Source organism: Pantoea sp. X-Soil-ISGK-285 (assembly GCF_059730815.1).
Genome location: NZ_AP035938.1, coordinates 3,385,073 through 3,410,945 on the forward strand (window position 1 = coordinate 3,385,073; position 25,873 = coordinate 3,410,945).

29 protein-coding genes are annotated in these 25,873 nt (G+C 56.2%); 15 read left to right on the plus strand and 14 right to left on the minus strand.

The features are described 5' to 3' along the window. Nucleotides 1-39: 39 nt before the first annotated feature. Both AC6I8B_RS15950 and AC6I8B_RS15955 read right to left on the minus strand, forming a co-directional pair. Nucleotides 40-1,272, minus strand: coding sequence for an O-antigen ligase family protein (locus tag AC6I8B_RS15950; RefSeq protein ID WP_157353660.1), 1,233 nt, complete (start codon nt 1,270-1,272; stop codon nt 40-42). A gap of 25 nt (nt 1,273-1,297) precedes the next feature. Then, nucleotides 1,298-2,446: a glycosyltransferase gene (locus AC6I8B_RS15955; protein ID WP_052061765.1), complete on the minus strand. Its 1,149-nt coding sequence runs from the start codon at nt 2,444-2,446 to the stop codon at nt 1,298-1,300. A gap of 141 nt (nt 2,447-2,587) precedes the next feature. Here AC6I8B_RS15955 and AC6I8B_RS15960 point away from each other — a divergent pair, with 141 nt between their 5' ends. The 6 genes from AC6I8B_RS15960 to ruvX all read left to right on the plus strand — a co-directional run bounded on the left by AC6I8B_RS15960 (nt 2,588) and on the right by ruvX (nt 6,804). Next, a complete protein-coding gene (locus tag AC6I8B_RS15960) occupies nt 2,588-3,100 on the plus strand; it encodes a SprT family zinc-dependent metalloprotease (RefSeq protein ID WP_010671067.1) in 513 nt (170 codons plus the stop codon). 76 nt (nt 3,101-3,176) lie between these two features. Further along, nucleotides 3,177-3,881, plus strand: a complete 705-nt coding sequence (gene endA, locus AC6I8B_RS15965) for a deoxyribonuclease I (protein WP_031594098.1) — start codon at nt 3,177-3,179, stop codon at nt 3,879-3,881. A gap of 70 nt (nt 3,882-3,951) precedes the next feature. Beyond that, nucleotides 3,952-4,683 (plus strand): 16S rRNA (uracil(1498)-N(3))-methyltransferase, encoded by a 732-nt coding sequence (rsmE, locus tag AC6I8B_RS15970; RefSeq protein WP_010248866.1) that lies wholly within the window; start codon nt 3,952-3,954, stop codon nt 4,681-4,683. 106 nt (nt 4,684-4,789) lie between these two features. Further along, nucleotides 4,790-5,734, plus strand: coding sequence for a glutathione synthase (gene gshB, locus AC6I8B_RS15975; RefSeq protein ID WP_010248868.1), 945 nt, complete (start codon nt 4,790-4,792; stop codon nt 5,732-5,734). Nucleotides 5,735-5,821: 87 nt separating this feature from the next. Next, complete coding sequence (locus AC6I8B_RS15980; protein ID WP_010248870.1) at nt 5,822-6,385, plus strand: YqgE/AlgH family protein; 564 nt, start codon at nt 5,822-5,824, stop codon at nt 6,383-6,385. Next, nucleotides 6,385-6,804: a Holliday junction resolvase RuvX gene (gene ruvX / locus AC6I8B_RS15985; RefSeq protein ID WP_003853387.1), complete on the plus strand. Its 420-nt coding sequence runs from the start codon at nt 6,385-6,387 to the stop codon at nt 6,802-6,804. The genes AC6I8B_RS15980 and ruvX overlap by 1 nt, the downstream gene beginning before the upstream one ends. A gap of 5 nt (nt 6,805-6,809) precedes the next feature. Here ruvX and AC6I8B_RS15990 read toward each other — a convergent pair whose 3' ends face one another. After that, on the minus strand, nt 6,810-7,805 hold the full coding sequence (locus tag AC6I8B_RS15990) for a type IV pilus twitching motility protein PilT (protein WP_157353662.1): 996 nt from the start codon (nt 7,803-7,805) through the stop codon (nt 6,810-6,812). Between the two features lie 14 nt (nt 7,806-7,819). Between AC6I8B_RS15990 and AC6I8B_RS15995 the strand changes: the two genes are divergently transcribed. From AC6I8B_RS15995 to hemW, 4 genes are read left to right on the plus strand one after another with little or no spacing between them, the layout of a single operon-like run. Next, entirely contained in the window at nt 7,820-8,527 is a 708-nt protein-coding gene (locus AC6I8B_RS15995) for a YggS family pyridoxal phosphate-dependent enzyme (RefSeq protein WP_010671071.1), read from the plus strand. A 12-nt stretch (nt 8,528-8,539) separates the two neighbouring features. After that, nucleotides 8,540-9,094, plus strand: coding sequence for a YggT family protein (locus tag AC6I8B_RS16000; protein WP_010248879.1), 555 nt, complete (start codon nt 8,540-8,542; stop codon nt 9,092-9,094). A 21-nt stretch (nt 9,095-9,115) separates the two neighbouring features. Next, a complete protein-coding gene (locus AC6I8B_RS16005; protein ID WP_010671072.1) occupies nt 9,116-9,709 on the plus strand; it encodes an XTP/dITP diphosphatase in 594 nt (197 codons plus the stop codon). Further along, nucleotides 9,702-10,841, plus strand: coding sequence for a radical SAM family heme chaperone HemW (gene hemW / locus AC6I8B_RS16010; protein ID WP_010248883.1), 1,140 nt, complete (start codon nt 9,702-9,704; stop codon nt 10,839-10,841). The genes AC6I8B_RS16005 and hemW overlap by 8 nt, the downstream gene beginning before the upstream one ends. A 36-nt stretch (nt 10,842-10,877) precedes the next feature. On the opposite strand, the gene AC6I8B_RS16015 is transcribed toward hemW, so the two are convergent. The 3 genes from AC6I8B_RS16015 to trmB form a co-directional block, all read right to left on the minus strand. After that, a complete protein-coding gene (locus AC6I8B_RS16015) occupies nt 10,878-11,594 on the minus strand; it encodes a YggN family protein (protein WP_010248885.1) in 717 nt (238 codons plus the stop codon). 65 nt (nt 11,595-11,659) lie between these two features. Next, nucleotides 11,660-11,986 (minus strand): YggL family protein, encoded by a 327-nt coding sequence (locus AC6I8B_RS16020; RefSeq protein WP_003853403.1) that lies wholly within the window; start codon nt 11,984-11,986, stop codon nt 11,660-11,662. Further along, a complete protein-coding gene (gene trmB, locus AC6I8B_RS16025; protein ID WP_010248887.1) occupies nt 11,986-12,705 on the minus strand; it encodes a tRNA (guanosine(46)-N7)-methyltransferase TrmB in 720 nt (239 codons plus the stop codon). Before trmB ends, AC6I8B_RS16020 begins: the two co-directional genes overlap by 1 nt. A gap of 154 nt (nt 12,706-12,859) precedes the next feature. On the opposite strand from trmB, the gene mutY reads away from it, so the two are divergent. Genes mutY through mltC form a run of 3 tightly spaced genes read left to right on the plus strand, consistent with a single transcriptional unit; the run spans nt 12,860 to nt 15,351 of the window. Next, nucleotides 12,860-13,945 (plus strand): A/G-specific adenine glycosylase, encoded by a 1,086-nt coding sequence (gene mutY / locus AC6I8B_RS16030; protein WP_033758736.1) that lies wholly within the window; start codon nt 12,860-12,862, stop codon nt 13,943-13,945. Further along, complete coding sequence (locus AC6I8B_RS16035) at nt 13,945-14,217, plus strand: oxidative damage protection protein (RefSeq protein WP_003853409.1); 273 nt, start codon at nt 13,945-13,947, stop codon at nt 14,215-14,217. Before mutY ends, AC6I8B_RS16035 begins: the two co-directional genes overlap by 1 nt. A gap of 54 nt (nt 14,218-14,271) precedes the next feature. Further along, nucleotides 14,272-15,351 (plus strand): membrane-bound lytic murein transglycosylase MltC, encoded by a 1,080-nt coding sequence (gene mltC / locus AC6I8B_RS16040; protein WP_010248892.1) that lies wholly within the window; start codon nt 14,272-14,274, stop codon nt 15,349-15,351. 1,008 nt (nt 15,352-16,359) lie between these two features. On the opposite strand, the gene AC6I8B_RS16045 is transcribed toward mltC, so the two are convergent. Continuing rightward, complete coding sequence (locus AC6I8B_RS16045; protein WP_157353664.1) at nt 16,360-18,513, minus strand: ornithine decarboxylase; 2,154 nt, start codon at nt 18,511-18,513, stop codon at nt 16,360-16,362. Between the two features lie 565 nt (nt 18,514-19,078). Between AC6I8B_RS16045 and acuI the strand changes: the two genes are divergently transcribed. Then, a complete protein-coding gene (gene acuI / locus AC6I8B_RS16050) occupies nt 19,079-20,062 on the plus strand; it encodes an acrylyl-CoA reductase (NADPH) (RefSeq protein WP_157353666.1) in 984 nt (327 codons plus the stop codon). A gap of 27 nt (nt 20,063-20,089) precedes the next feature. Here the strand turns inward: acuI and AC6I8B_RS16055 are convergent, their stop codons facing one another. Then, nucleotides 20,090-20,587 carry a CinA family protein gene (locus AC6I8B_RS16055; protein WP_010671076.1) on the minus strand — a complete coding sequence of 166 codons (498 nt, stop codon included), beginning with the start codon at nt 20,585-20,587 and terminating at the stop codon, nt 20,090-20,092. A 573-nt stretch (nt 20,588-21,160) separates the two neighbouring features. Here AC6I8B_RS16055 and AC6I8B_RS16060 point away from each other — a divergent pair. Then, nucleotides 21,161-21,457 carry an Rdx family protein gene (locus AC6I8B_RS16060; RefSeq protein WP_010248912.1) on the plus strand — a complete coding sequence of 99 codons (297 nt, stop codon included), beginning with the start codon at nt 21,161-21,163 and terminating at the stop codon, nt 21,455-21,457. A gap of 8 nt (nt 21,458-21,465) precedes the next feature. Here the strand turns inward: AC6I8B_RS16060 and AC6I8B_RS16065 are convergent, their stop codons facing one another. The 6 genes from AC6I8B_RS16065 to cydB form a co-directional block, all read right to left on the minus strand. After that, complete coding sequence (locus AC6I8B_RS16065; protein WP_033758783.1) at nt 21,466-22,005, minus strand: PadR family transcriptional regulator; 540 nt, start codon at nt 22,003-22,005, stop codon at nt 21,466-21,468. Between the two features lie 72 nt (nt 22,006-22,077). Further along, nucleotides 22,078-22,860, minus strand: a complete 783-nt coding sequence (locus AC6I8B_RS16070; RefSeq protein ID WP_033758782.1) for a siderophore-interacting protein — start codon at nt 22,858-22,860, stop codon at nt 22,078-22,080. 331 nt (nt 22,861-23,191) lie between these two features. Next, entirely contained in the window at nt 23,192-23,386 is a 195-nt protein-coding gene (locus tag AC6I8B_RS16075; RefSeq protein ID WP_010671084.1) for a hypothetical protein, read from the minus strand. 218 nt (nt 23,387-23,604) lie between these two features. Continuing rightward, a complete protein-coding gene (locus AC6I8B_RS16080) occupies nt 23,605-24,474 on the minus strand; it encodes a helix-turn-helix domain-containing protein (RefSeq protein ID WP_010248922.1) in 870 nt (289 codons plus the stop codon). A 218-nt stretch (nt 24,475-24,692) separates the two neighbouring features. Further along, the gene (locus AC6I8B_RS16085) at nt 24,693-24,866 is read right to left on the minus strand and encodes a DUF2474 domain-containing protein (protein ID WP_064689978.1); all 174 of its coding nucleotides are present in this window, start codon (nt 24,864-24,866) and stop codon (nt 24,693-24,695) included. 1 nt (nt 24,867) lies between these two features. After that, the gene (gene cydB, locus AC6I8B_RS16090; RefSeq protein ID WP_010248926.1) at nt 24,868-25,872 is read right to left on the minus strand and encodes a cytochrome d ubiquinol oxidase subunit II; all 1,005 of its coding nucleotides are present in this window, start codon (nt 25,870-25,872) and stop codon (nt 24,868-24,870) included. Nucleotide 25,873: the final 1 nt, after the last annotated feature.

Consider the following 25,873-nt stretch of genomic DNA (forward strand, 5'->3'; position numbering starts at 1 on the left):
CTCTGGAAACCCCGCCGTTTTTATTTGTTCAACGCCCCACTACGCTGTGGTTACCCGCGTTACCGGCAGGGGCCGCCGTATGCAGCAGAGCGCCAGCGCCATAATGAAAATGGTCGCGGTCTGATTATAGGGCAGCACCGAATCGGTCAGTCCGGTGGTAAATAGTGCCACCATCGGCAGCGCCACGCCACGCAGATCACACTTCTTCAGCCAGCCCGCCAGCACCGTCAGATAGAGCAGCGCCAGCGACGCCGTACCCAGCCAGCCCTGCAATGACGTCACTTCGAGGAACTCGTTGTGCATGTTGTATTTAACGTTGGTAAAGCCTTCAACATTGAGAGGATAGTGCGCAGTGATGAACTGACGCGCCTCAGTGGTGCGCGCATCCGGCGTCGCAAAACCGCCATGGTGCTCAATAAAGTTGACCGCCCCGCCCCAGATGGCGACACGTGCGCCCAGCGAGGTCGAACTGTTTGAACCAAAGTTCTCAATATCCTGCACTCCCTCTACCCAGCGGTTGCTGGTCATCAGAATCAGCACCGCCATTACGCCCACCAGCAAAGCGCTAATCCGCCAGTTAGTCAGCAGCGACAGCCGGTAGGTCTGCACCAGGAACAGCAGCCCCACTGCAATCAGCGCAATCAGAGTCACACGGGTGCCGCACAGGTAGAGCAAGGCAAAGGTCACTGCCAGCACAGCGATATCGGCCACCTTCCAGTAAGCGTGCGTCTCATAGCGGCTTAGCCAGAGCCAGGCACAATAGATAAACAGAATCATGTAGGAGGACATGGAGGCGGCTTCGGTGGTGAGCTTGATGCGGATATTCTCAGTGTAGAGATGCTCGTGGATACCAAAGCCCAGCGTAATCAGCAGGCCAAGAAGGATGAGCCCTTTTCCGACGCGTAGCGTGGTCAGGGAGACCCGATCCCCATAAACAGCCAGACTGAGCAGCACAAAGGCACCCATCAACAGCCGCTTCGCCCCCAGCAGATAGTTGCCCATATTAGTGATGGCATCGCCTGAGGGCGCGGTTTCGATCCCCTTCACGTGAATCGCCCAGAACAGCCGAATCAGGGCAAAGATAATCAGCACAGCAAACAGGGCGATATAAAAACCGTTCTCTTTAAACTCCACCCGCCTGCGCACCAGGCCATACAGCACGGACGCGACAGAGAGATAAGAGACCAGATAGAATATTTTTTGCGGCAGGCCGGTAACAAACATATTCAGCGACAGCGCCAGGCAGAGCGCAATAACTGAAAAATTAACCATTAACGTTAATCCATTGCGACTGATTTTATTCGTCATGCTTAACCTCAGTAAGGCGGTTAAACACACTCATCAGGTGCTTCATATAATTTTCCTCATAAAAACCGGTGATGCTCGCTTTAATAGCCTGATGATCGGGGAAGTAGAAATCCCCGCTCATGGCGTTGAGAATCGCGGCCAGCGCCATGCTGTCATGGGTGGGATAGAGCTGACCATTAATACCGTTCTGAATAATTTCCGCCGGGCCGCTGATACAGTCGGATGAAACACAGTAGACGCCGCGTGACATCGCCTCAAGCAGGATCAACGGGAAGCCTTCGAAGTTAGAGGTCATGACCAGGCAGGTGACCTGTCTGATATGGCGGATGACATACTCCCAGGCATTCTCCTGCCAGCCATGCCAGGTGATGCGATCCTGGATGCCGAGTTGCGTCACGTAGTGCTGACATTGCGTCAGATCTTCCCCGTCACCCACTATCTCCAGCGTCCAGGGCGCATCCAGCTGCTGCAGGGCATCAAACAGATCTTTAAGCTGTTTTTGCCGCTGATAATGGACGCGACCAATATAGAGAAACTTCAGCGCCTGGGGTCTGCCGATTACCGTGTCATTGCGTTTGATCGGGTTATAGATCACGTCAACGTCAGTGGCGCGTGCGCCCAGTTCCACCAGCTGCTCTTTAATCTGATTACTGATCGCAAAATGGTGATCGGCCCGCAGCAGATAATGGGGACGATAACGTTCACGCGGAGGCAGGTGCATCCAGCTCGACAACACGATTTTACGTCCTGAAAGCGTGATTGCCCGGCGCGTCATCAGGCAGGGAATGGTGTTGAGGGTCAGGACATGATCGGGCTGATAACGACGAAAGAAGGCGGCCATTCTCAGCGTATGAATAAGATTTTTTATTTTCTTATTCCGCAGCGTGCAGACGCTCTCAGCCAGAACAGCATTGGCGGTCCAGGCGCGGGAGTGGCTCTCCTCTCCGCTGTTGATAATAAACAGCCCTGCTTCGGTACCGGGTTCCGCATTCAGGGCCGTGATCAACTGACCGGTCACATTTTCCATCCCACCACGACCGGCCATCAGATCCGTCACCAGCACAATCCGTTGTTTCCTGACGTTATCATTATTTTTCATTGGTTTATCCATGCCCTGTGCCGTTCGCTTTTCATCCATCCACTCTGCGGTGAATGTCATTAATAGAATATTCTAAAAAAGCCCATAACAATATTTAAACCAGAAATTTTCCCCCAGCCAGAACCACACTTGTCGCTGGCGACGTTGAGTTCCTGCGCGGCGGCGATTATTCTGAGCGCCATGAAAACGCCTCGTCTCCCCATTGCCCTGCAGCAGGCCGTAATGCGCTCGCTGCGCCAGTCGCTTGAACGTGCGAATCAGGCGCTGAAAACCCGTTATCCGGAACCGAAGCTGCTCTACCAGCAGCGTGGTACGGCGGCGGGCACCGCCTGGCTGGCGTCCTGGGAAATTCGCATCAATCCTGTGCTGCTGCTGGAAAACCAGCAGGCATTTATCGATGAAGTAGTGCCGCATGAGCTGGCGCATCTGCTGGTCTGGAAGCAATTTGGTCGCGTTGCGCCGCACGGCAAAGAGTGGAAGTGGATGATGGAGCAGGTGCTGGGCGTTCCGGCACGGCGTACTCACCAGTTTGAGATCGCATCCGTGCGCAGCAACACCTTTGCCTACCGCTGTCAGTGCCAGCAGCATCAGCTGACCGTGCGCCGCCACAATCGTATACTGCGCAAAGAGAGTGAATATCGCTGCGTGCACTGTGGCAGCCTGCTGATCGCGGGTGAATTTGTCGCGTCCTGAGAAGAATCCCCATTCCGCCCTATTCCACATTCTGTTACCCTGCCGCCCTTTTTCGTACTGAGTAGAAATCTGGAATATGTCTCGCATACTAAGTCTGGCGGTTGCGCTGCTGTTTGCGCCCGCCGCTGACGCCCTCAACCTGAATAACTATCATCAAAATAACTTTCAGCAGGCCAAAACCTTTGCGGCGGCGATCAACGCCGATGCGCCGGGTTCTTTTTACTGTGGCTGTAAGATTCAGTGGCAGGGAAAAAAGGGGATTCCCGATCTCAACAGCTGTGGCTATCAGGTGCGCAAAAACGCCAATCGCGCCGCACGCATTGAGTGGGAACATGTGATGCCCGCCTGGGAGTTTGGTCATCAGCGCCAGTGCTGGCAGGATGGCGGTCGTAAAAACTGCAGCAAAGATCCCGACTACCGCCGCATCGAAACCGACCTGCACAACCTGCAGCCTGCGGTGGGTGAAGTGAATGGCGACCGTGGCAACTTCGCCTACAGTCAATGGAACGGCAGCGAGCAGCAGTACGGCCAGTGTGAGATGAAGATCGACTTTAAACTCAAACAGGCGGAGCCACCTGCGCGGGCGCGCGGTGCCATTGCCCGCACCTATTTCTATATGCGCGACCAGTATCATCTGCGTATTTCGCGCCAGCAGACGCAGCTGTTTACCGCCTGGAACAAGCTCTATCCCGTGACTATTTGGGAGTGCGAACGCGACCAGCGCATTGCAAAGGTTCAGGGCAATCACAATCCTTATGTGCAGCAGGCTTGCCAGCGCTAAAATCCCTGCCCTACACTAGCTCTTTTTCCAATGACGCCGCTGCAGCGCGGCGTCCGGTCTCAGGAACCTTATGCGCATACCTCGCATCTATCACGCCGGTCCATTAAGCATCGGCAGTGAAATTACCCTGGATGAAGATGCATCCAATCATGTGGGCCGGGTGCTCCGGATGACGGCAGGTCAGCGTCTGGAACTCTTTGATGGCACTAATCTGACTTTTGCAGCAGAGATCACGCATGTAGATAAAAAGCGTGTAAAAGTATCGGTCACAGAGAGCCAGCCGGACGATCGCGAGTCACCGTTACATCTGCATTTAGGTCAGGTGATGTCGCGCGGTGAAAAAATGGAATTCACTATCCAGAAATCGATCGAACTGGGCGTGAATGTCATTACACCCTTGTTTTCCGAGCGCTGTGGCGTAAAGCTTGATGCTGAGCGTCTGGCGAAGAAGATCCAGCAGTGGCAGAAAATTGCTATTGCCGCCTGCGAGCAGTGCGGCCGTAATCGCGTGCCGGAGATTCGTGAAGCGATGACGCTGGAAGCCTGGTGTGCAGAAGCAGATAGCGGACTGAAGCTTAATCTGCATCCGCGCGCCAGCCACAGCATCAACACGCTGCCCCAGCCTGTTGAGCGGGTAAGGTTGCTGATTGGCCCTGAAGGCGGTTTGTCTGCGGACGAGATTGCGATGACGGCGCAGCACGATTTTACTGACATTCTGCTTGGCCCACGGGTATTGCGTACCGAAACTACCGCGCTGACGGCCATTACGGCACTTCAGGTGAGGTTTGGCGACCTGGGTTAAGCGATACTTTCAGCGGAAAGAGAGCAGGCATGATGTCCTGACCGATCGGCCCACTGCAGACCGAACCAGACGAGGCGGTAAATGCCGCCTCACCGAGGAGATAATAATGATTAAACTTGGCATCGTGATGGACCCTATTTCGTCCATCAATATTAAAAAAGACTCCAGCTTCGCTATGCTGCTGGAAGCACAGCGCCGTGGTTATGAAATTCACTACATGGAGATGCACGATCTCTCCCTGCGCGGTGGCGTGGCCTCGGCCCGCACCCGCCTGCTGACCGTCGAGCAGAACCCTGAGAACTGGTATCAGTTTGGCAGCGAGCAGGTGATCCCGCTGGCTGACCTGAATGTGGTGCTGATGCGCAAAGATCCGCCATTCGATACCGAGTTCATCTATGCGACCTACATTCTGGAGCGCGCTGAAGAGCTGGGTACGCTGATCGTGAACAAACCGCAGAGCCTGCGTGACTGTAACGAAAAGCTCTACACCGCCTGGTTTGCCGAGTTTACGCCTGACACCCTGGTGACCCGCAGCAAAGCGCAGCTGCGCGCCTTCTGGCAGGAGCATGGCGACATCATCATGAAGCCGCTGGATGGCATGGGTGGTGCGTCGATTTTCCGCGTGAAGAAAGATGATCCTAACTTTGGCGTGATTACCGAAACCCTGACCGAGCATGAGAGCCGTTTCTGCATGGCGCAGAATTATATTGCGGCGATCACCGAGGGTGACAAACGCGTGCTGGTCGTCGATGGCGAGCCGGTGCCTTACTGCCTGGCGCGTATCCCGCAGGGCGGTGAAACGCGTGGTAACCTCGCCGCCGGTGGTCGCGGTGAAGCGCGTCCGCTGAGTGAAAGCGACTGGGAAATCGCGCGTCGTGTTGGTCCGACGCTGAAAGCAAAAGGGCTGATTTTTGTCGGTCTGGACATCATCGGTGATAAACTGACTGAAGTTAACGTGACCAGCCCAACCTGCATTCGTGAAATTGAGGCTGCGTTCCCGATCTCCATCACCGGCATGTTGATGGATGCCATTGAGAAGCGCCTGGGCTGAGCATGACGCCGGGGCGAAGCTCCGTGATCAACCCAATACCGGTGCGGCCGTCGCGTGCCGGTTATTTTTTTGGTACATCGTGTGAGAATGAATTTACAACATCACTTTTTGATTGCCATGCCTTCATTGCAGGATCCTTTCTTCAAACGTTCCGTGGTTTATCTCTGCGAACATAACGAAGAGGGTGCAATGGGACTGATCATCAATAAACCCATGGAAAACCTGACGGTTGAAGGCATTCTGAAGAAGCTCAAAATCTCTGCTGACGATCGCGATCCGGCGATCAAGCTGGATAAACCGGTGTTTACCGGCGGCCCGCTGGCGGAAGATCGTGGCTTTATCCTGCACTCCGCGCAACGCACCTTTACCTCCAGTATTCGTGTTTCAGATAACACGATCATCACCACGTCCCGTGACGTGCTGGAGTCGATCGGTACGGCGTCTCAGCCCACTAACGTGCTGGTCGCGCTGGGTTACTGCGCCTGGGAAAAAGATCAGCTGGAGAATGAGCTGATGGAAAATGCCTGGCTGACCACGCCTGCTAACAGCAACATCCTGTTCCAGACGCCGATTTCAGAGCGCTGGCGCGAAGCGGCGCGCAGTATTGGCGTCGATATTCACAACATGGCCAGCGACGCCGGACACGCCTGATGTCAACTCAAACTCTGTTAGGATTCGACTTCGGCACCAAAAGTATTGGTGTCGCCGTAGGTCAGCAACTCACTGGCAGCGCCCGTCCGCTGACCGCCCTGAAAGCGCAGGATGGCATCCCGGACTGGCTGGTAATTGAAAAACTGCTGAAAGAGTGGCAGCCCGATTTCGTGGTGGTGGGATTACCGCTGAATATGGATGGCACCGAGCAGCCGCTAACCGATCGCGCACGTAAATTTGCCAACCGCCTGCACGGGCGCTTTGGCATCCGCGTGGAGCTGCAGGATGAACGACTCAGCACGGTAGAAGCGCGTGCTGGCCTGTTTGAACGCGGCGGCTATCGCGCGCTCAATAAAGGATCGGTCGACTCACAGTCTGCTGCCATCATTTTGCAGGACTGGTTCGAAAACCATTACTGACATCCTCACTCAATCAGTCCGGTTGCCTGACGCGCCAGCCTGCTCTGCTCAAACGTCTGCATACCGGCCTGTGCGCCGGTTTGTAACAGCGCAGGGATCTGGTGCATCTTGCCTTCTCTGATCAGATTGGTGATGCCAGGTGTGGCGATCAGTACCTCAAACAGTCCGATGCGCGAACCGGCAACTGACGGCACCAGCCGCTGTGCAATTACCGCTTTCAGGCTGCCCGCCAGCTGAGTACGCACCAGCTGTTTCTCCTCTGCCGGAAAGACATCAACCAGCCGATCCACCGCCTGCGCTGCGCCACGCGTGTGCAGCGTCGCCAGCACCAGATGGCCGGTCTCCGCAGCTGTCAGTGCCTGACGAATAGTCTCGCTGTCACGCAGTTCGCCCAGCAGTATAACGTCGGGATCTTCACGCAGTGCTGCCTTTACTCCCAGCGAGAACGAACCGCAGTGCAGGCCGATTTCACGCTGCTGTATCAGCGACTGCTGGCTGTGATGGATAAATTCAATCGGATCTTCCAGCGTGATGATATGCCGCGCCTGCTGGCGGTTCAGCGCATCGACCAGCGCCGCCAGCGTGGTTGATTTACCGCTGCCGGTCGCACCCGTCACCAGAATCAGCCCATCCTGCTGCTCCAGCAGCGTCGGGACAATGGCGGGCAGTTGCAGGCTTTCCAGCGTCGGGCATGCCGTGGCGATGATGCGCAGTGCCAGTGACAGGCCGTTGCGCTGCATAAAGAGATTCGCGCGCAGACGCTGACCATCGGCCAGGCTCAGAGCGAAATCGAGCTGCCCTGCGCGCTCCAGCTCCTGACGCTGCGGGTCACTTAGCCAGCGGGCCATAAACTGCGCCATCCATGCACCAGAAAGCGGGCACTGCTGCGGCATCGCCTCCAGCCTTCCCTGCCGCCGCCAGTAGGGCAAATGTCCGCTGCAAAGGTGCAGATCGGCGGCATTATGCTTTACACTAAGCCCCACCATTTCATCCAGATTCATAATTTCTCCTGACTATGACCTCAATCCAGCAGAACCTACAGCAAGTGCGGCAGCGAATCGCTGCTGCTGCCGCGAGTTGCGGCCGCGCACCAGAAGAAATTACCCTGCTTGCAGTCAGTAAAACCAAACCTGCGAGCGCGGTCGAAGAAGCCTTTGCCGCTGGCCAGATTGCCTTTGGTGAAAATTACGTTCAGGAAGGGGTTGAAAAGGTCCAGGCACTGGCCGCACATCCTGAGCTGGAGTGGCACTTCATCGGCCCGCTGCAGTCCAATAAAAGCCGTCTGGTGGCAGAACATTTCGCCTGGTGTCACACCATTGACCGTCAGCGCATCGCGCAGCGGCTCAACGATCAGCGGCCTGCTTCGCTGCCACCACTGAATGTGTTAATTCAGGTAAATATCAGTGACGAGAACAGCAAATCTGGCATCATGCTGGAGGCCGTTTCCGGGCTGGCGGAGCAGATCGCTGCCCTGCCGCAACTGCGGCTGCGCGGATTAATGGCGATTCCGGCAGCAGAGAGTGATTACGCGCGGCAGCTGGCGGTGTGTCAGCAGATGGCGGAAGCCTTCCGGCAGCTGCAACAGCACTATCCGCATGCAGACACGCTTTCGCTGGGAATGAGCGATGACATGGAGGCGGCAATCGCCGCAGGCAGTACGATGGTGCGTATCGGCACCGCCATTTTTGGCGCACGAGATTATGCGCACAACTCACAACAATAACAGAGGAACTTCATGTTAACACTGACGTTTTTAGTAAAAACGCTGATCGATCTCTACGTCATGGTGCTGCTGTTACGCATCTGGATGCAGTGGTCCCGCTGCGATTTTTACAATCCAGTGGCGCAGTTTGTCGTAAAAGTGACACAGCCGATTGTTAAGCCGCTGCGCCGTATACTGCCGGCACTGGGACCGATTGATACCGCCTCGCTGCTGCTGGCATTTGTGCTGACTACGCTGAAATACCCGATTTTATTGCTGATTCAGGTGGGCGTCTTCTCGGTCGACCCAACCAATCTGCTGGTCGGCCTGCTGTCGCTGGTTAAATCCGCCGGCTATCTGGTCTTCTGGGTGATTATTATTCGCTCCCTGATGAGCTGGATCAGCCAGGGCCGGGGTCCTGTCGACTATCTGCTGGTGCAGTTAACCGAGCCGATGATGGCACCTGTTCGCCGTATTCTGCCTGCGATGGGCGGTATCGACTTCTCAGCGATGATCGTCATCCTGGTGCTGTATGCCCTGAACTTTCTCGGCATGGACCTGTTCCCGGGTCTCTGGTATCTGCTGTAAATGAATCAAACTGGAACTGTTATGCAAAAAGTTGTCCTCGCAACCGGCAATCCCGGCAAAGTGCGTGAGCTGGCGGAGTTACTCTCCGCCTTTGGTCTGGATATCGTCGCACAGACCGACCTTGGGGTTGAATCGGCGGAAGAGACCGGCCTGACCTTTATTGAGAACGCGATTCTCAAGGCGCGTCACGCGGCACAGATCACCGGATTACCGGCCATTGCCGATGATTCCGGCCTGGCCGTAGATGCGCTGGGCGGCGCGCCCGGCATCTACTCGGCGCGCTACGCCGGTGAAGAGGCCAGCGATCAACAGAACCTGGAGAAGCTGCTGCAGGCGCTGGAAAACGTTCCAGACGGTCAGCGCCAGGCACAATTTCACTGCGTGCTGGTCTATCTGCGTCATGCGGAAGATCCGACCCCGCTGGTGTTCCATGGCAGCTGGCAGGGTGAGATCACCCGCGCCGCCGCTGGTGCCGGTGGTTTTGGTTACGACCCGATTTTCTTTGTCCCGGCACTGGGTAAAACCGCGGCCGAACTGAGTAAAGCGGAAAAAGGTGCAGTTTCTCACCGGGGTAAAGCATTGACGCTGTTGCTGGAAGCGATGCGTAATGCCTAATCTGCCGCCGTTAAGTCTCTATATCCACATTCCGTGGTGCGTACAGAAATGTCCCTACTGTGATTTTAATTCCCACGCGCTGAAAGATGAGGTGCCGCACGTTGAATACGTGCAGCACCTGCTGCGCGATCTGGAGATCGATTTACCGCTGATCAATGGCCGGGAAGTGCGCACGATCTTCATCGGTGGCGGCACGCCCAGCCTGCTGAGCAGCAGCGCGATGCAGATGCTGATGGATGGTGTGCGGGAGCGTCTGACGCTCTCGCCCGATGCGGAAGTGACCATGGAAGCCAATCCGGGCACCGTGGAAGCGGACCGGTTCAGCGCCTATCAGCGCGCCGGTATCAACCGTATTTCGATTGGCGTACAGAGTTTCAGTCCGCAAAAGCTGCAGCGCCTTGGCCGCATTCACGGTCCGGAAGAGGCGGTCCGCGCCGCTGAACTGGCCGAGTCGCTGTCGCTGCGCAGTTTTAACCTTGACCTGATGCATGGCCTGCCCGATCAGTCGCTGGAAGAGGCGCTCGATGATTTACGTCAGGCGATTGCGCTTAATCCACCGCATCTCTCCTGGTATCAGCTCACGATTGAACCCAACACCCTGTTTGGCTCACGCCCGCCGGTGCTGCCGGATGATGATGCGCTATGGGATATTTTCGAACAGGGCGATCAGCTGCTGCAGGCTGCCGGTTATCAGCAGTATGAGACCTCTGCCTACGCGAAGCCGGGTTATCGCTGTGAGCACAACCTCAACTACTGGCGCTTTGGCGACTATCTGGGGATTGGGTGTGGCGCACACGGTAAGCTGACGCAACCGGATGGCCGCATAGTCCGCACGGTGAAAACCCGTCATCCGCGTGGATTTATGCAGGGGAACTACCGCGAAAAGCAGTATGACGTTGCCGATAGCGACAAGCCGTTTGAATATTTCATGAACCGCTTTCGCCTGCTGGAAGCCGCGCCGCGTGACGAGTTCAGCCGCTATACCGGTTTATCAGAGCAGGTGATCCGTCCGCAGATGGATGCCGCGATTGCCGCGGGTTACGTGACTGAAACCGCGGAGCAGTGGCAGATTACGGAGAAAGGGAAACTGTTCCTGAATTCGCTGCTGGAGCTGTTCTTAGCGGAAGAGTAACAAAAGCGCCTCAGCCCGACAGGCTGAGGCGTTGACCTATTTTTTCAGTGCGCCGGTAAGCTGTTTACGCTGATCTTCCAGCGAAATAACGCGATTACACACCTCGTGACCGAAGTTCTGGAAATCCTGCTCCTGCTTGCTCCACTCAGCCTGAATCGACTGCTGCAACCCGCCCAGATTACCCATAATCGCCTGCAGCGGATTACTGCCGCCGCTGCCCTGCTTACTGCCCATCTCGTTCAGGCTATCCTGCATCACGCCGCCAAGGGTCGACTGCACCAGCCTTTCACCTTCGGCGCGAACCTGATCAATCGCCTGATGGTGGAACGTCAGCCCATCTTCACGGTGTTCAATGATGCGGTTCATCTGCTGTTTCAGCTGACCATTCAGCGTGGTCAGGCGATTACGCACGTTGCTGTCGGTGCCCAGTTTTTCGACGATGACCTGATCCAGTGCCGCACGCCCTTTCTCCAGACGTGATGTCGCCCCGCTGTCGATCCACGGCAGATCGCGACGCAGCGCGTTCTGATAGTCGATCGCTTTCTGGCGTCCGGCCGTGTCGAGCGTGACCTTCTGTCCATTGAACTGTACGTCGCCCTGCGGCGAGATTTCCATATTGCCGTTGGCACCGACCACCTGCACGCTCTGCGGCTTAATCACCACATCGTCCTGCGGCTTAACGCTGCATTCATAGGCTGCCTGAGCCTGGGTTGCTGCTACCAGCAGCACAGCAAGAAGCGCTTTACGCATCATATCTACTCCCTAAGATCGGGTCTGAAACCCTTTGATCGGGCCTCAGCCCGACACTGTGTGACGACTTAGTCCCACCAGACGTCAAAGAGTTCAGTCATCTGAACGTCCTGCAGCTTGCGATCTTCCAGCCATTTACGAACCAGAGCACGATGCTCATCGGTGCATTTGCCGGTTTTCTGCAGGCAAACCAGACCTTCCCACACCAGGTAACCGCTGCCATCGAAGGCCAGGCCGTTAGGGTCGATCGCTTCATTGATGAACTGGTTCAGCGTCTCATCAATTTCGCTTTCGCTGGTGCCTTCCGGGAAGCGCCAGGCAACCGAGAAGCCCAGTTCCTGAAACTCATCAATGTGCAGTTTTTTACGTAAACGGCGGCTGCGTTGTGTGGCCATTATTTCACCCTCTCAAACATTAAATCCCATACGCCGTGGCCTAAACGCTGCCCGCGCTGCTCAAACTTGGTCAGTGGACGCGTCTCAGGACGCGGCACATAATTCTGTTGTTCTGACTGGTTGCGGTAACCATCGATGCTGTTCATCACTTCCAGCATATGCTCCGCGTAGGCTTCCCAGTCGGTTGCCATGTGGAAAACGCCGCCCAGCTTCAGTTTACGCATCACCAGCTCGGCAAAAGGCACCTGGACGATACGGCGTTTATTGTGACGCGCTTTATGCCACGGATCGGGGAAGAAGAGCTGAACCATGCGCAGCGAGTTATCCGGAATCATCTTCTCCAGCACTTCCACCGCGTCATGGCACATCACCCGAAGGTTCTGCACATCGGCTTCTTTGGCGGCGGCCAGACAGGCACCCACGCCCGGCGCATGCACTTCAATACCCAGGAAGTTCTGATGCGGCGTGTTCTGCGCCATCGTTACCAGCGAAGCGCCCATGCCAAAGCCAATTTCCAGCGTCACCGGGGCTTCGCGGCCAAACAGCGCGGGCAGATCGACAGGCTCCGGCTGATATTCCACCCCCATGACCGGCCACAGGGTGTCCAGCGCCTGCTGCTGGCCTTTGGTTAAGCGGCCCTGGCGGCGCACAAAGCTGCGGATCCGGCGTAATGGCCGCCCGTTCTCATCAAATTCTGGGGTGATGACGTCATTAATCATGTAAAAGCCTGCTGGTTAGCCTGTTCCGGGAAACGGGCATTATGCAAAGTTCATAAGCAGAAGCAAGCCTTTGCAATCTTCCGGTTTACACCCAGGTGCGCATGTGCTGGAATTCCTGCCTGAGTGTAGAGTAAACACGGAAAATTTCCTTCTTATGATGCAAGCGCCGCAGTTCGCGCAACAGGTGCTGGACTGGTATCAGCGCTTTGGTCGCAAAACCCTGCCGTGGCAGCTGGAGAAAACGCCTTACAAGGTGTGGCTCTCCGAAGTGATGCTACAGCAAACCCAGGTTGCCACGGTTATTCCCTATTTTGAACGCTTTATGGCGCGCTTCCCCACGGTCACCGATCTGGCTGCGGCTCCGCTGGATGAGGTGTTACATCTCTGGACCGGCCTCGGCTACTACGCCCGTGCGCGTAATCTGCATAAAGCCGCAAAGCAGATTGGCGAGGTTCATCAGGGCGAGTTCCCGCGTAATTTCGATGATGTCTCTGCCCTGCCCGGCGTAGGCCGCTCCACGGCGGGCGCGATCCTGTCGCTGTCACTGGGGCAGCATTTCCCGATTCTGGATGGCAACGTCAAGCGCGTGCTGGCCCGTTGCTATGCTGTCAGCGGCTGGCCGGGTAAGAAAGAGGTCGAAAAGCGGCTCTGGCAGATCAGCGAAGAGGTCACACCCGCCGAGGGCGTCAGCCAGTTTAATCAGGCGATGATGGATCTGGGTGCTATCGTCTGTACCCGATCAAAGCCGAAGTGCGAAATCTGCCCGCTGAACAGCGGTTGTGAGGCGTATGCCAGCAGCAGCTGGGCGAGCTATCCCGGTAAGAAGCCTAAGCAGGTGCTGCCAGAGCGCAGCGGCTGGTTCCTGATGATGCAGGATGGTGATGATGTCTGGCTGGAGCAGCGCCCGCCTGTGGGCTTGTGGGGCGGCCTGTTCTGCTTCCCGCAGTTCACAACGGAAGCGGCGATGACCGACTGGCTGGCGGCCCGCGGCATCCATGCAAAACCGCAGCAGCTTACTGCGTTCCGTCACACCTTCAGCCATTTCCATCTCGATATCGTGCCAATGTGGCTGACGTGGCCTTCTGTCGGGGCGGCGATGGATGAAGCAGGCGGTCTCTGGTATAACTTAGCGCTGCCACCATCTGTGGGATTAGCCGCACCCGTTGAGCGCCTGTTACACGAGCTGCGCCATCCCCGACAACTGGCTTTGAACAGTTGTGAGATTAATGAGGAAGAATAATGAGCCGCACTATTTTTTGTACTTTTTTACAGCGCGACGCGGAAGGACAGGATTTTCAGCTCTACCCGGGCGATCTGGGTAAGCGCATTTACAACGACATTTCCAAAGAAGCCTGGCAGAAGTGGATGGCGAAACAGACCATGTTGATCAACGAGAAGAAGCTCAACATGATGAATCCCGAAGATCGTAAAGTGCTGGAGAAGGAGATGATCAATTTCCTGTTCGAAGGTAAAGACGTTCATATCGAAGGCTATACACCGCCAGAAGCGTAAACATTCCGGGCCTCATCGCTGAGGCCGGTTATCCAGGTCAGGCTTGCATTCCCAATGAATAAAAAATTAATCGCCCTGCTGGTGATAGCACCACTTTTGGTTTCCTGTTCCGGGTCAAAGAAACAGCAGTCCCACGAGGAGTGGGTAAAAGATACCAACGCCTTTGATATTCTGATGGGGCAGTTTGCTCATAATATTGAGAATATCTGGGGTATCAATGAGGTCCTGATCGCCGGACCCAAAGATTACGTCAAATATAGCGACAACTATTACACCCGCAGCCACATTAACTTTGAAAGCGGTAAGCTGACCATCGAGACGATTTCTGGCACCGATCCTATGGCCAGCCTGCGTCAGGCGATCGTGACGACCCTGTTAATTGGCGAAGATCCGGGTAATGTCGATCTCTACTCTGACGCCAACGATATTGAAATCAGTAAAGAGCCGTTGCTGTATGGGCAGGTGCTGGATAATACCGGTCAGCCGATTCGCTGGCAGGGTCGCGCGGAAGCTTTTGCTGACTATCTGATTCAGAATAAATTGCAGCGCCGCACCTCGGGTCTGCATGTGATTTACACCATTTCAATTCCGATGGTGCCGAACCACCTGGATAAGCGTGCGCACAAATACCTGCCGATGGTGCGTAAAGCCGCCGATCAGTATGGTGTCGATGCCTCGTTGATTCTGGCGATTATGCAGACCGAGTCGAGCTTTAACCCCTACGCCGTGAGCCATTCTGATGCGCTGGGTCTGATGCAGGTGGTGCAGCATACTGCCGGTGTTGACGTGTTCCGCATGAAGGGTAAATGGGGCAAGCCGAGCCGCAGCTATCTGCTGGATCCGGAGAACAATATTGATGCGGGTACCGCTTATCTGTCGCTGTTGCAGCGTAGCTATCTGGGCGGCATTCAGGATCCGGTGTCACGCCGCTATGCGGTGATCACCGCCTATAACGGCGGCGCAGGCAGCGTGCTGCGCGTCTTCTCCAGCGATAAAGATCGAGCGTTTTCGATGATTAACGGCATGTCACCGAGCAAGGTTTATTCGACCCTGGCGAACCAGCATCCGTCGGCGGAATCGCGTCGTTATCTTTATAAGGTGAGTACCGCGCAGAAGAGTTATCGGGGATTCTGATTGGCTCAGCGCTAAAGCCGGGGGGAGTGTTCGCTGCGCGAACGGGCTTGGGTGCAGCGCCTGAAGCTGGGATTGTTCGCTGCGCGAACAGGCTATGAGAAGGTTTCGTTCGCTTAGCAGCGGGTATGCACTGAGCGGGTTCCGCCCGCCAGGCGATCAGGAGTGCAGCGCCTGAAGCTGGGATTGTTCGCTGCGCGAACAGGCTATGAGAAGGTTTCGTTCGCTTAGCCGCGGGTATGCACTGAGCGGGTTCCGCCCGCCAGGCGGTCAGGAGTTTCAGATCGCCCGAGCAGGCGGACGTATTAAGGGGCGGACGCCCGCCCCTTAATAATCCCGGCGTCCGGCTGCCTGCGCGCCCCGCTGTGCGGGGTACCTTCGTCACGCCCTGCGGCCGACGGACCGTCCGGACTCGCCATCCCTGGCTCGTGCCGTCCTTTCGCCGACGTCCTGTCGGCTCATCCTGGCCTCCGGTTGTTCCTCAGCGCTTCGGACGCCTCTCCCAAACCCCCGCCTGTAATTATCTTTTCATTTCGCTGTTGCCGTGCTGTCTGATGGTCTGATAGCGAAGACCATCCCGGAAACTTACAGCGACAGCGAACCTGCCATAAAAAAACAGAGATAACAGCGAGGGGGGTAGGGAGGCCGTCAGAACCGCTGAGCGGATGAGGGATTTCAGGACGAGCGACAGGGATGTCGCGAAGAGGCGGGTTCGCGCCATGGATGGCGCGTCCCGCCGGTCCGTGAGAAATCCTGAAGTAGCGAAGGGACCGCGAAGCGGCGGTGAAGCAGGCCGGAGCCCGGGGTCAAGGGGGCGCGGCGACTGGCGCCCCCTTGTCGGTCGCCTGCAGAGGCGAATCTGAAACTGCCCGGCTTACCAGGCGAACGAAAATCTCTCATAGCCCGTTCGCGCAGCGAACCCAGGGCCTGCCAGGCGAAACCTTCTCAGCCCCGTTCGCGCAGCGAACAAAAAGGCAGGCGGGCCGCTACCCGCCTCTGCCTACGCTCAGATCAGCGCCCCACTATCATATTGGCCACCAGATACTTCCGTCCCTGGTCATCCTCTTCGGTGTAAACGCCCTGCAGCTCTGGTGAGAAGCCAGGCAGCAGATTAAGCCCCTCTTCCAGCGCCAGGAAGTAACGCTGCACCGCGCCGCCCCAGACTTCCCCCGGGACGACGCACAGCACACCCGGTGGATAAGGCAGTGCACCTTCCGCGGCAACCCGGCCTTGCGCTTCGGCTATCGGCACCAGCTCTACTTCGCCGCGAATATAAGCCTGATGCGCATCCTGCGGATTCACCCTGACCGGCGGGAACTCCGCGGCGCGGAACATCAGGCGCTGCAGATCCTTGACGTTGTGACTGACGTAAAGGTCGTGCATCTCCTGACAGAGGCGACGCAGGGTATACCCGGCATAGCGTTCGGCATTTTTGCGGTAAATGGTCGGCAGCACTTCGGCCAGCGGCGCATCCTCTTTGACGTGCTGCTCGAACTGCGCCAGCATCGCCACCAGACTCGCCATCTTCTCCGGACTCTCTGCCGGGGTCAGCAGGAACAGGATTGAGTTGAGATCGCACTTCTCCGGCACAATGCCGTTTTCGCGCAGATAGTTCGCCAGAATGGTCGCCGGAATCCCGAAATCACTATACTCACCGCTGGCCGCATCAATCCCCGGCGTGGTCAACAGCAGCTTGCAGGGATCCACCCGATACTGATCGCGCGCATAACCCGCGAAACCGTGCCACTTCGCCTGCGGTTCAAAGCTGAAGTAGCGCAGATCGCGGGCGATCGTCTCAGTGGGCGCATCCTGCCAGCGCTGGCCATCTACCGTCTCCGGCACAAACGGCAGGATCATCTCACAGCGATCCAGGATCGCTTTACGCGCCTCAATACCCAGCGTGACGCACTCATCCCACATGCGACGCCCCGCTTCGCCCTGATGCATTCTGGCGTTGATATCCAGCGCGGCAAACAGCGGATAAAACGGACTGGTGGATGCGTGCAGCATAAAAGCGTTATTCAGTCGCTTATGCGGGCAGAAGCGGCGCTGTCCGCGAATATGATTATCTTTTTTATGGATCTGCGAAGTCTGCGAAAAACCTGCCAGCTGCTTATGCACTGACTGCGTGACAAAAATGCCGGGATCGTTCTCGTTCAGTTGCAGGGTCAGCGGCGAACAGCCTTCCATCAGTGGAATGAACTGCTCATAGCCGAGCCACGCGGAATCAAACAGGATGTAATCACACAGATGGCCGATGCGATCCACGACCTGGCGCGCGTTGTAGACCGTGCCGTCATAGGTGCCCAGCTGGATGATCGCCAGACGGAAAGGCCGCTCTTCAGCCGCGCGCTGCGGAGCCACGGCCGCGATCTGCTCGCGCAGATAAGCCTCATCAAAACAGTGCGCGTCAATGCCGCCAATAAAGCCGAAAGGATTGCGCGTCGCTTCAAGATAAACCGGGGTCGCGCCCGCCTGAATCAGCGCACCATGATGGTTCGACTTGTGATTGTTGCGGTCGAACAGCACCAGATCGCCACGCGTCAGCAGCGCATTGGTCACCACTTTGTTGGCACTTGAGGTGCCGTTGAGCACAAAGTAGGTTTTATCGGCGTTGAACACCTTTGCCGCATACTTCTGCGCATCTTTGGCCGAGCCTTCGTGGATCAGCAGATCGCCCAGTTTGACATCGGCATTGCACATATCAGACCGGAAAACATTCTCGCCGTAGAAGTCATAAAACTGTTTGCCCGCCGGATGCTTTTTAAAGAACGCACCGCCCTGATGTCCGGGACAGGCAAAGGTGCTGTTCTGCATATCGACATAGCGGGTCAGCGTCTCGAAGAAAGGGGGCAGCAGCGCCGCTTCATACGCCTGCGCAGCCGCTTCCAGCGCGATCCACTCCTGCGGATCGCCATTCAGCTCACCGCTGACGCCGGGCAGGTGCATCACCTCTTCTTCAAACGCGTTAGCGACAAATACCGGCAGATTAAAGCCGGTATGACGCAGCAGCGCCAGCACGCCGCTACGGGTATCCGCCAGCGAGACGACAACCGCCGCCACATCGGTGAAGTCGGTGTTATCCAGCGTCACCACGTCTCGCGCAGTGTTCAGGGTCAGACTGGGCGCCACAGCGGCGCTGGCAGCAATTTTCAGTGGAGTCATAACAGAATCCCTAACGTCAGGGAGGAAGTGCCAGAGGCACAATTATGGGGACAGTGCCCCGGCGAATACTTAACAGTCAGAAGGCGTTACGCAGCCCGTGGAGAGCAGATCCATAGCCGCTGCCTGGCTGGCCTCACCGCATGGTGAATAACGGAGATATCGGAAAAGAGGATAACCCGGTGAGCGCCGGAAAAAGCGAACGGTAATCCGGGCGGATGCGCGGTGAACCGGACATGGCGACGTCCTCTGTGGCAAAGAAGCAGGGTCAAAAAGTGGCGGTCATAATGTCATCTTTTTCAGGCATGGACAACCCGAACCAGGTAATTATTCAGTCACCCTCTTCGCATGTAACAACATGATTTTTATAGTCTATTTATCATAAAAAATTCACAATACGACTAATTATCTGAATTATATGCAGATTTATGCACTTAACTCACTGCCGCTGTCAGCCTGTTTTTCCGCTCGTGTCGTCTTCATTGCCGGGAGACGGGGCCATTGCCCTACCGCATTGCATCTGCCAGGCGTAAACTGATCTTCTCTTTCCCACTCTGCCGGAGGCTGCATGTTCAAGGCACTGGTCATTGAAAATGACGAACAAGGTTACCGTTCCCTGCTGAAAGATCTCCCCGAATCTCAACTGCCTGACCACGATGTCACGCTCGACGTCAGCTACTCATCCCTGAACTACAAAGATGCCCTGGCTATCTGTAACAAAGGCCCGATTGTGCGCCACTTCCCGATGGTGCCAGGTATCGATTTTGTTGGCCGGGTGACGGCCAGCCGCCATCCCGACTGGAAAGAGGATGATGTGGCGCTACTGACGGGCTGGGGCGTGGGCGAAAAACAGTGGGGCGGCCTGGCACAGAAAGCCAGCGTCAGTGGCGACTGGCTGGTGCGCCCGCCCGCCACGCTGAGTCCGCTGCAAACCATGGCAATCGGTACGGCGGGACTGACCGCAATGCTCTGCGTGATGGCGCTGGAAAAACAGGGCATTACACCTGAACAGGGGCCGGTACTGGTAACCGGTGCCAGTGGCGGCGTCGGCAGCTATAGCGTCAGCCTGCTGGCGCGTCTGGGTTATCAGGTGATCGCTTCCAGCGGGCGCACCAGCGACCATGCCTATCTGATTGATACGTTAGGCGCGGCATCGGTCATTGACCGTGAAGAACTCTCCCAACCCGGCAAGCCACTGGCAAAAGAGCGCTGGGCCGCCGCGATAGACAGCGTAGGCAGTCACACCCTGGCGAATGTGCTGGCCGCCACCCAGCGCGACGGCGCGGTGGCCGCCTGTGGTATGGCGCAGGGACTCGACCTGCCAGCCAGCGTCGCACCCTTTATTTTGCGTGGCGTTACGCTGGCCGGTGTCGATAGCGTGATGTGTCCGAAGCCGCTTCGTCAGCAGGCGTGGCAACAACTCGGTGAGCTGATGGATAGCGAACGGCTCAGTATGCTGAGCCGGGTGATCCCGCTAAGTGAAGCCAGAGAAGGTGCGCAGGCATTGCTGGATGGCAAAGTGCAGGGACGTCTGATTGTCGACTGCCGCTGAGCCTGTTTAAAGGCGCGTTTCGCGCCTTTAACGATCGGCCCGCTGCAGCCGTTTTATGAGTCCTTCCAGCGCGAACTGTGTCCCCTGCTCCATCACCGATTTCGGATCGCCGCTGAACTGATGGCACTCCGCTTCGTCTCTGCCGTCGGGCAATACCCAGCCAAACCAGATGGTGCCCGCCGGTGTACCATCTTCGCCGCCATCCGGCCCGGCATAGCCGGTAATGGATAATCCCACCGGCTCGCCGGAGCGGGCACAGGCGCCCTGCACCATCTCCCGCGCCGTCTGTTCGCTCACCGCCGTGTGCTGTTTCAGCGTATCAGGGCGCACCCCCAGCAGACGGATTTTGGCATTTTCGCTGTAGGTCACAAAGCCGCTGGTATAAAAATCTCCGCTGTTTTCCACCGCGGCCAGCGTCATGCTGATCAGCCCGGCGGTACAGGATTCGGCGGTCGCCAGATGAAGTCCGGAAGAGAGTAAAATATTACCCAGTTGCTCAGCGGTCTGATCTAATGATTTTGCCATTATGGTCTCCTTGAATCTGTCCGGAACTCCAGGTATAGCGCAAAATCAGCGAATAAAACCGCGCAAGGCGATGTTTTTAAAGCGAAACGGTCGGATTTACCCGCAGAATAACGGTCACTTTACTCGTCGCCTCTATCCCTCAGCAATAGAGGATGGGAGCTGTGCGTCAGCATTTTTTGAATCTTTGTTCGGTACTGTGGTTTCAGTTGTCAGCGCGGGTCACCCCGCCGGATGGCCTCTCTGCGACAGATGCACAGGCGGCCTGAAACAGGGTGGCGAGCAACATCTGCTAAAACTGACGCGGTTGCGTCAATCTCCGAAAACGTGGTGACATAGGCGCGAATTGCCTGATTAATTGTTAGTATTCGCTCACTTGCTTGCTGGCATCACAAAAACGGCTCTGCATAAAAGCCGTAAAAAAGCAGAACAGCATGTGGATGAAGTAAAGATCGCACCTGGTCAGACGCAATTAAGCATTTTTTTAAATAGATTTATGAATTCATAAATAACCACAGCGCACAAATTGTTAACCCGAATGCATTGGCATTTATCAACACGTAAAGGAATAGAGTTATGGCGCAAAAACCTGTGGTTGTTATTCACTACTGTATGCAATGCAACTGGCTGATGCGGTCAGCGTGGATGGCACAGGAACTTCTGCATACCTTCGCTGAGGATCTGGCGGAAGTGACGCTGAAACCGGGCACCGGCGGTATCTTTGAGATTACGCTGGATGAGCATCTGCTGTGGGAACGTAAGCGGGATGGTGGCTTCCCGGATGCAACCACGCTGAAACAGCGTGTGCGGGACATCTGCTTCCCGGATCGTACGCTGGGCCACATCGACAAACACAAAACTGAAGTCAGCTAAGTCCGCTATTAGCTGTGGGTGATTTTTTCTGCCGCGTCGTGCAGCGCCTTAATCAGCGTCTGCAGCGCGGCTTCTGAGATATCTTCCTGCGCAAGCCGCCGGTTCAGCGCGACCTTCAGCCCATGAATCGCCTGCTCAACAGCAGGAATGCTGCGGTTATTGACCAGAATTGCCAGCGTAGAGAGCCGTGTAATCAGGCTGGTGACCGTTTCACGATTCTCTGCCAGCTGCGCTTCTCCCGATGCCGTCAGGCGGTAGGCTTTACGCGTTGCCTGCGCATCCACCACCTGAATCGCCTCCATCTCTTCCAGCAGCGTCAGGTTGGGGTAAATGATCCCCGGACTGGGCGAATACTCTCCCTTTGACAGCTCCTCAACAGACTTGATCAGCTCATAGCCGTGCGCAGCATTCTGCGCCAGGAAATGAAGCATCAGCAGGCGAATCTCACTCGCTTCCAGCATCTTTTCACGTCGCTTGCGCCGTCCGCTGCAACTGCCTGCGCGCGCAGTTTGATCGTCAGATGAAGTGGAAGTCGGATGCTGTTTCATGGCCTGCCCTGCTGCGAAAAAGTGGGATTGATGGTAGTGCGCCGCCTGGCAAAACTCAATTGCCTTAGCGACTTACTTCTGGTGCCAGTAGGCCACCGCCCGTACGAAGTCACTGTTGAGGCCGCGCTGCACCGTGAAGTAGTCACACAGCGCTTTAACAAACTCACCTTCGCCGGTCAGCCAGACAAAGTAATCTTCCGTCGGGATAGTGATCTGATCCAGCCGGGCAATCAGCTGGCTGAGCTGCGCTTTCTGCATCTGGCCGCTGCCGAGCCAGTTTGTCGTCACATCAGCCGTATCAGATAAATAGTCGCGGCCCGTCGCTTCATCGGTAAAGGCATAGAGATGCAGCGCCTGCGCCCGGGCGTCACGCTGACGGCGCGCAAAAGCCGGCAGCCCGGTTTCATCACAGACATAGAGCTGGAATGCGTAATCGGTCGGCACCACCAGCGAGCCGCGTGGCCCGCCGACAATCAACCGAACGCCAGGCTGCGCCTGAGTTGCCCAGTCACTGGCTACGCCCTGCTCATGAATATAGAAATCGAGGGTCAGTGAAGATTCACCATCGAATTCCAGCGGTGTGTAATCACGCGCCTGCGGACGCACCCCTTCCGGCCAGACAATCCCCGCATCGGTGATTTGTGGCAGAGCCAGTGTGGCTCCTTCAGCGGAAGGGAAGAAAACCTTAATGTGGTCATCAAAGCCTGGCGACGTAAAGCCCGCCAGATCGCTGCCGCTGAACCGGATACGCCAGAATTTACCGGCAATGTTAGTTTTACTCGCGACCTGAATATGACGGAAACGCAATTCATTACGGACGCGCTGTGGTACACGCTGATCGGCTGATACAGGCAAAATTTCTCTCCTGAAACGGGATGGATGCCCGTGACTCAAGGGCATGCTGATAATAATGGAATAACAATCATTCTCATCTGAAGTGCCAAGATTAGCTATGATATATCTTCACTACAAGAACGAAAAATGCGATCCAGCGGCTTAAGATATATTTTATGCCGGTACGGGTGTGCGTAGTGCAGACGAAGAGCGGCCCTGATAAGAGCATTCAGAGAGAGGTAAGCAGCAGGTGCGGCGTGTTTACGGGGGCAGGCAGAGAAGGCGGAAACTGTCCGGCTCCTGACGAGCCGGGCATGATGTTGCGCCGCACATTCTGGCAGCGCGTGACCACTTACAGTGTGTCGTTGAATCCTGAGAGGGAAGGATTGCTGCTGGTGTGTTCCGGCAGCTCACCATCACCCAGAATTTCATGCTGGGTGGCCTGAGAGTGCGGATGCAGTCCGGCAGGAGGTGAAAAAGGTTCAGCCTGTTGTGCCATCGCCATGACAGGCAATGCCAGGATCAGTGAAATCATTAAGCGTCGCATAGTTGTCTTCGTTTATTTTTTTGACCAGAAAAGGCCTGAAATGCAGGTAAATATTCCAGCCCTGGCACAGATGCACGATGATTCAGGCATGGCAGGGTTTCGGGAGAGGATTTTACGCCAGAACGGCGAGTTATTTTATAAAATCGTGCGGTTTGTCACGGTTTACCGCACGAATTATGCATTAACAGGGTCGGGAGCCACACACCCTGCCCTGCTGGCTACGCCTGCATCACCGGAATAGAAAAAACGCCGCTCAGCCAGTCAGGCTTACAGTGCGCAAAATCGAGACGCAGCAGATCTTTACCTGGACGACGCGATACACCCAGTGCTGGCAGATGCTGATAGTAGATATCCTCGATAAAGCGTGTCAGCTGCTCCGGGCTGCCGCTCCAGCGGATCGACGCATAGAGTCCACGAACCTCGCTCCAGCTGGCGGTGTTGTCACCCAGCAGCCCGGCATGTTGCGGCTCCAGCGCCTGAAACAGGCTGATATTTTGCTGATCAGCAGAGCTATGGCCGGGGCCATACTGAAAGCCTAACCAGCCCTGCGACACGCGGCCGCCCGCCAGCGCCACCAGTTGCCGCGCCTGTTCAGCCACCCGGTGATCGCGATCGGCAATGTAATCGCCAAACTTACACTCCCACTCCAGCGTTTCTCCGCACAGATGTAGCTCTTCCTCACGCTCCACCAGCGTTGCACGCTCTGCCAGCGATCGCACCAGAATGCGGCCATGGAAGTTTTTAACCGGCAAATGGGGAATACGGCGAAACGCGCCAGGCGTCAGCGAAAAGTGACCTTTGAATACCCGGGTAAAATTTTGCTGGTTATCAAAACCAAAACGTACGGCGATATCGATCAGCGTCATGCGGGTCAGACGCAGCGCCATAGCGGCCATCGTCAGACGCCGTTTACGGGTGTAAGCCGCCAGGGTCTGTCCGGTCATCTCCTTAAACATGCGCTGCATGTGCCATTTGGAATAACCTGACTTGAGGGTAATCTGATCGATATTAAGATCGTCGGTGAGATTGGCTTCAATCCACTCGACCAGATCGTTGATGTGCTGTTTTTTAATGGCCTGACTGAGCATGATGGCGATTTACGACGCGGGTTAGGACTGGGATTTCAGTTACAAAAGGATAACAAAAATCGCAAATCGGTGTAAGGAAAGGGTAAGCATTGCGCGCCCGTTCAGGGCGTTTCCGCATTAATTGCTTAGGTTACTAACTAAAAAAGGCTGACTGTCGTCAGCCTTCTGATTATTGATAAAAACTGCGCCGGATAGCTGTAAGATGGAGCCTGCGACAACTAATGACTGCGCATTCCGGCCGCTGTCATCATCATGCGGAACAGCGAGGCGACAACGCCCAGCGCCAGTACGCTGGCGGCATAGATAAACACCAGCCACATCACACGCTTCCACCATGGCGCTTTCGTTTCTTGATTGTGATTGTGGTCTTTCATGCTGCTGAGGCTTTTCATATCAATGATATCCTGCGTCTGCTTTGATTTTTCCACGGAACACGTAGTAGCTCCAGAAGGTGTAGCCCAGGATCATCGGGATAATCAGCAGGCTACCCACCAGCATAAAGGCCTGGCTCTGCGGCGGTGAGGCGGCAGCCCAGATGGTCACTGATGGCGGAATAATGTTTGGCCAGATACTGATGCCCAGCCCGGAGAAGCCCAGGAAGATCAGCGCCAGCGTCAGCAGGAACGGTGAATAGTGCGCCTCGCGTTTAATGGCGCGCACAATGCCCCACGAACAGAGCAGCACCAATACCGGAACCGGCAGGAACAGGAACAGGTTGGGTTTGCTGAACCAGCGATGCGCGATATCCGCATGCGCAAACGGTGTCCACAGGCTGATGATGCCGATAATCACTAACAGCGCAATCACCAGCGGCGTAGCCAGCGCAGACATTTTACGGTGCAGCTCGTTCTCGGTCTTCATGATAAGCCAGGTGCAGCCCAGCAACGCGTAGGCAACAACCAGACCCACGCCGCAGAACAGCGGGAACGGTGCCAGCCAGTCCATTGCGGAACCGGCAAAACGGCGTCCCTCAACCGGAATACCATCCAGCAACGCACCCACGGCCACACCCTGACTGAAGGTGGCGATGACTGAACCGGCAATAAATGACTTGTCCCAGAACGCCCGATGGCCTTCTACCGCCTTGAAACGGAACTCAAAGGCGACACCACGGAAAATCAGGCCAATCAGCATAGCGGTCAGCGGAATCGACAGCGCATCGGCAATCACCGCATAGGCCAGCGGGAACGCGCCGAACAGGCCAGCACCCCCCAGAACCAGCCAGGTTTCATTTCCGTCCCAGACCGGCGCGACGGTGTTAACCATCATGTCGCGCTCGCCAGCATCTTTATTGAACGGGAACAGCAGACCAATACCCAGGTCGAAGCCATCCATCACGATATACATCAGGGTTGCGAAAACGATAATCGCAAACCAGATAACGGAATAATCGATCATC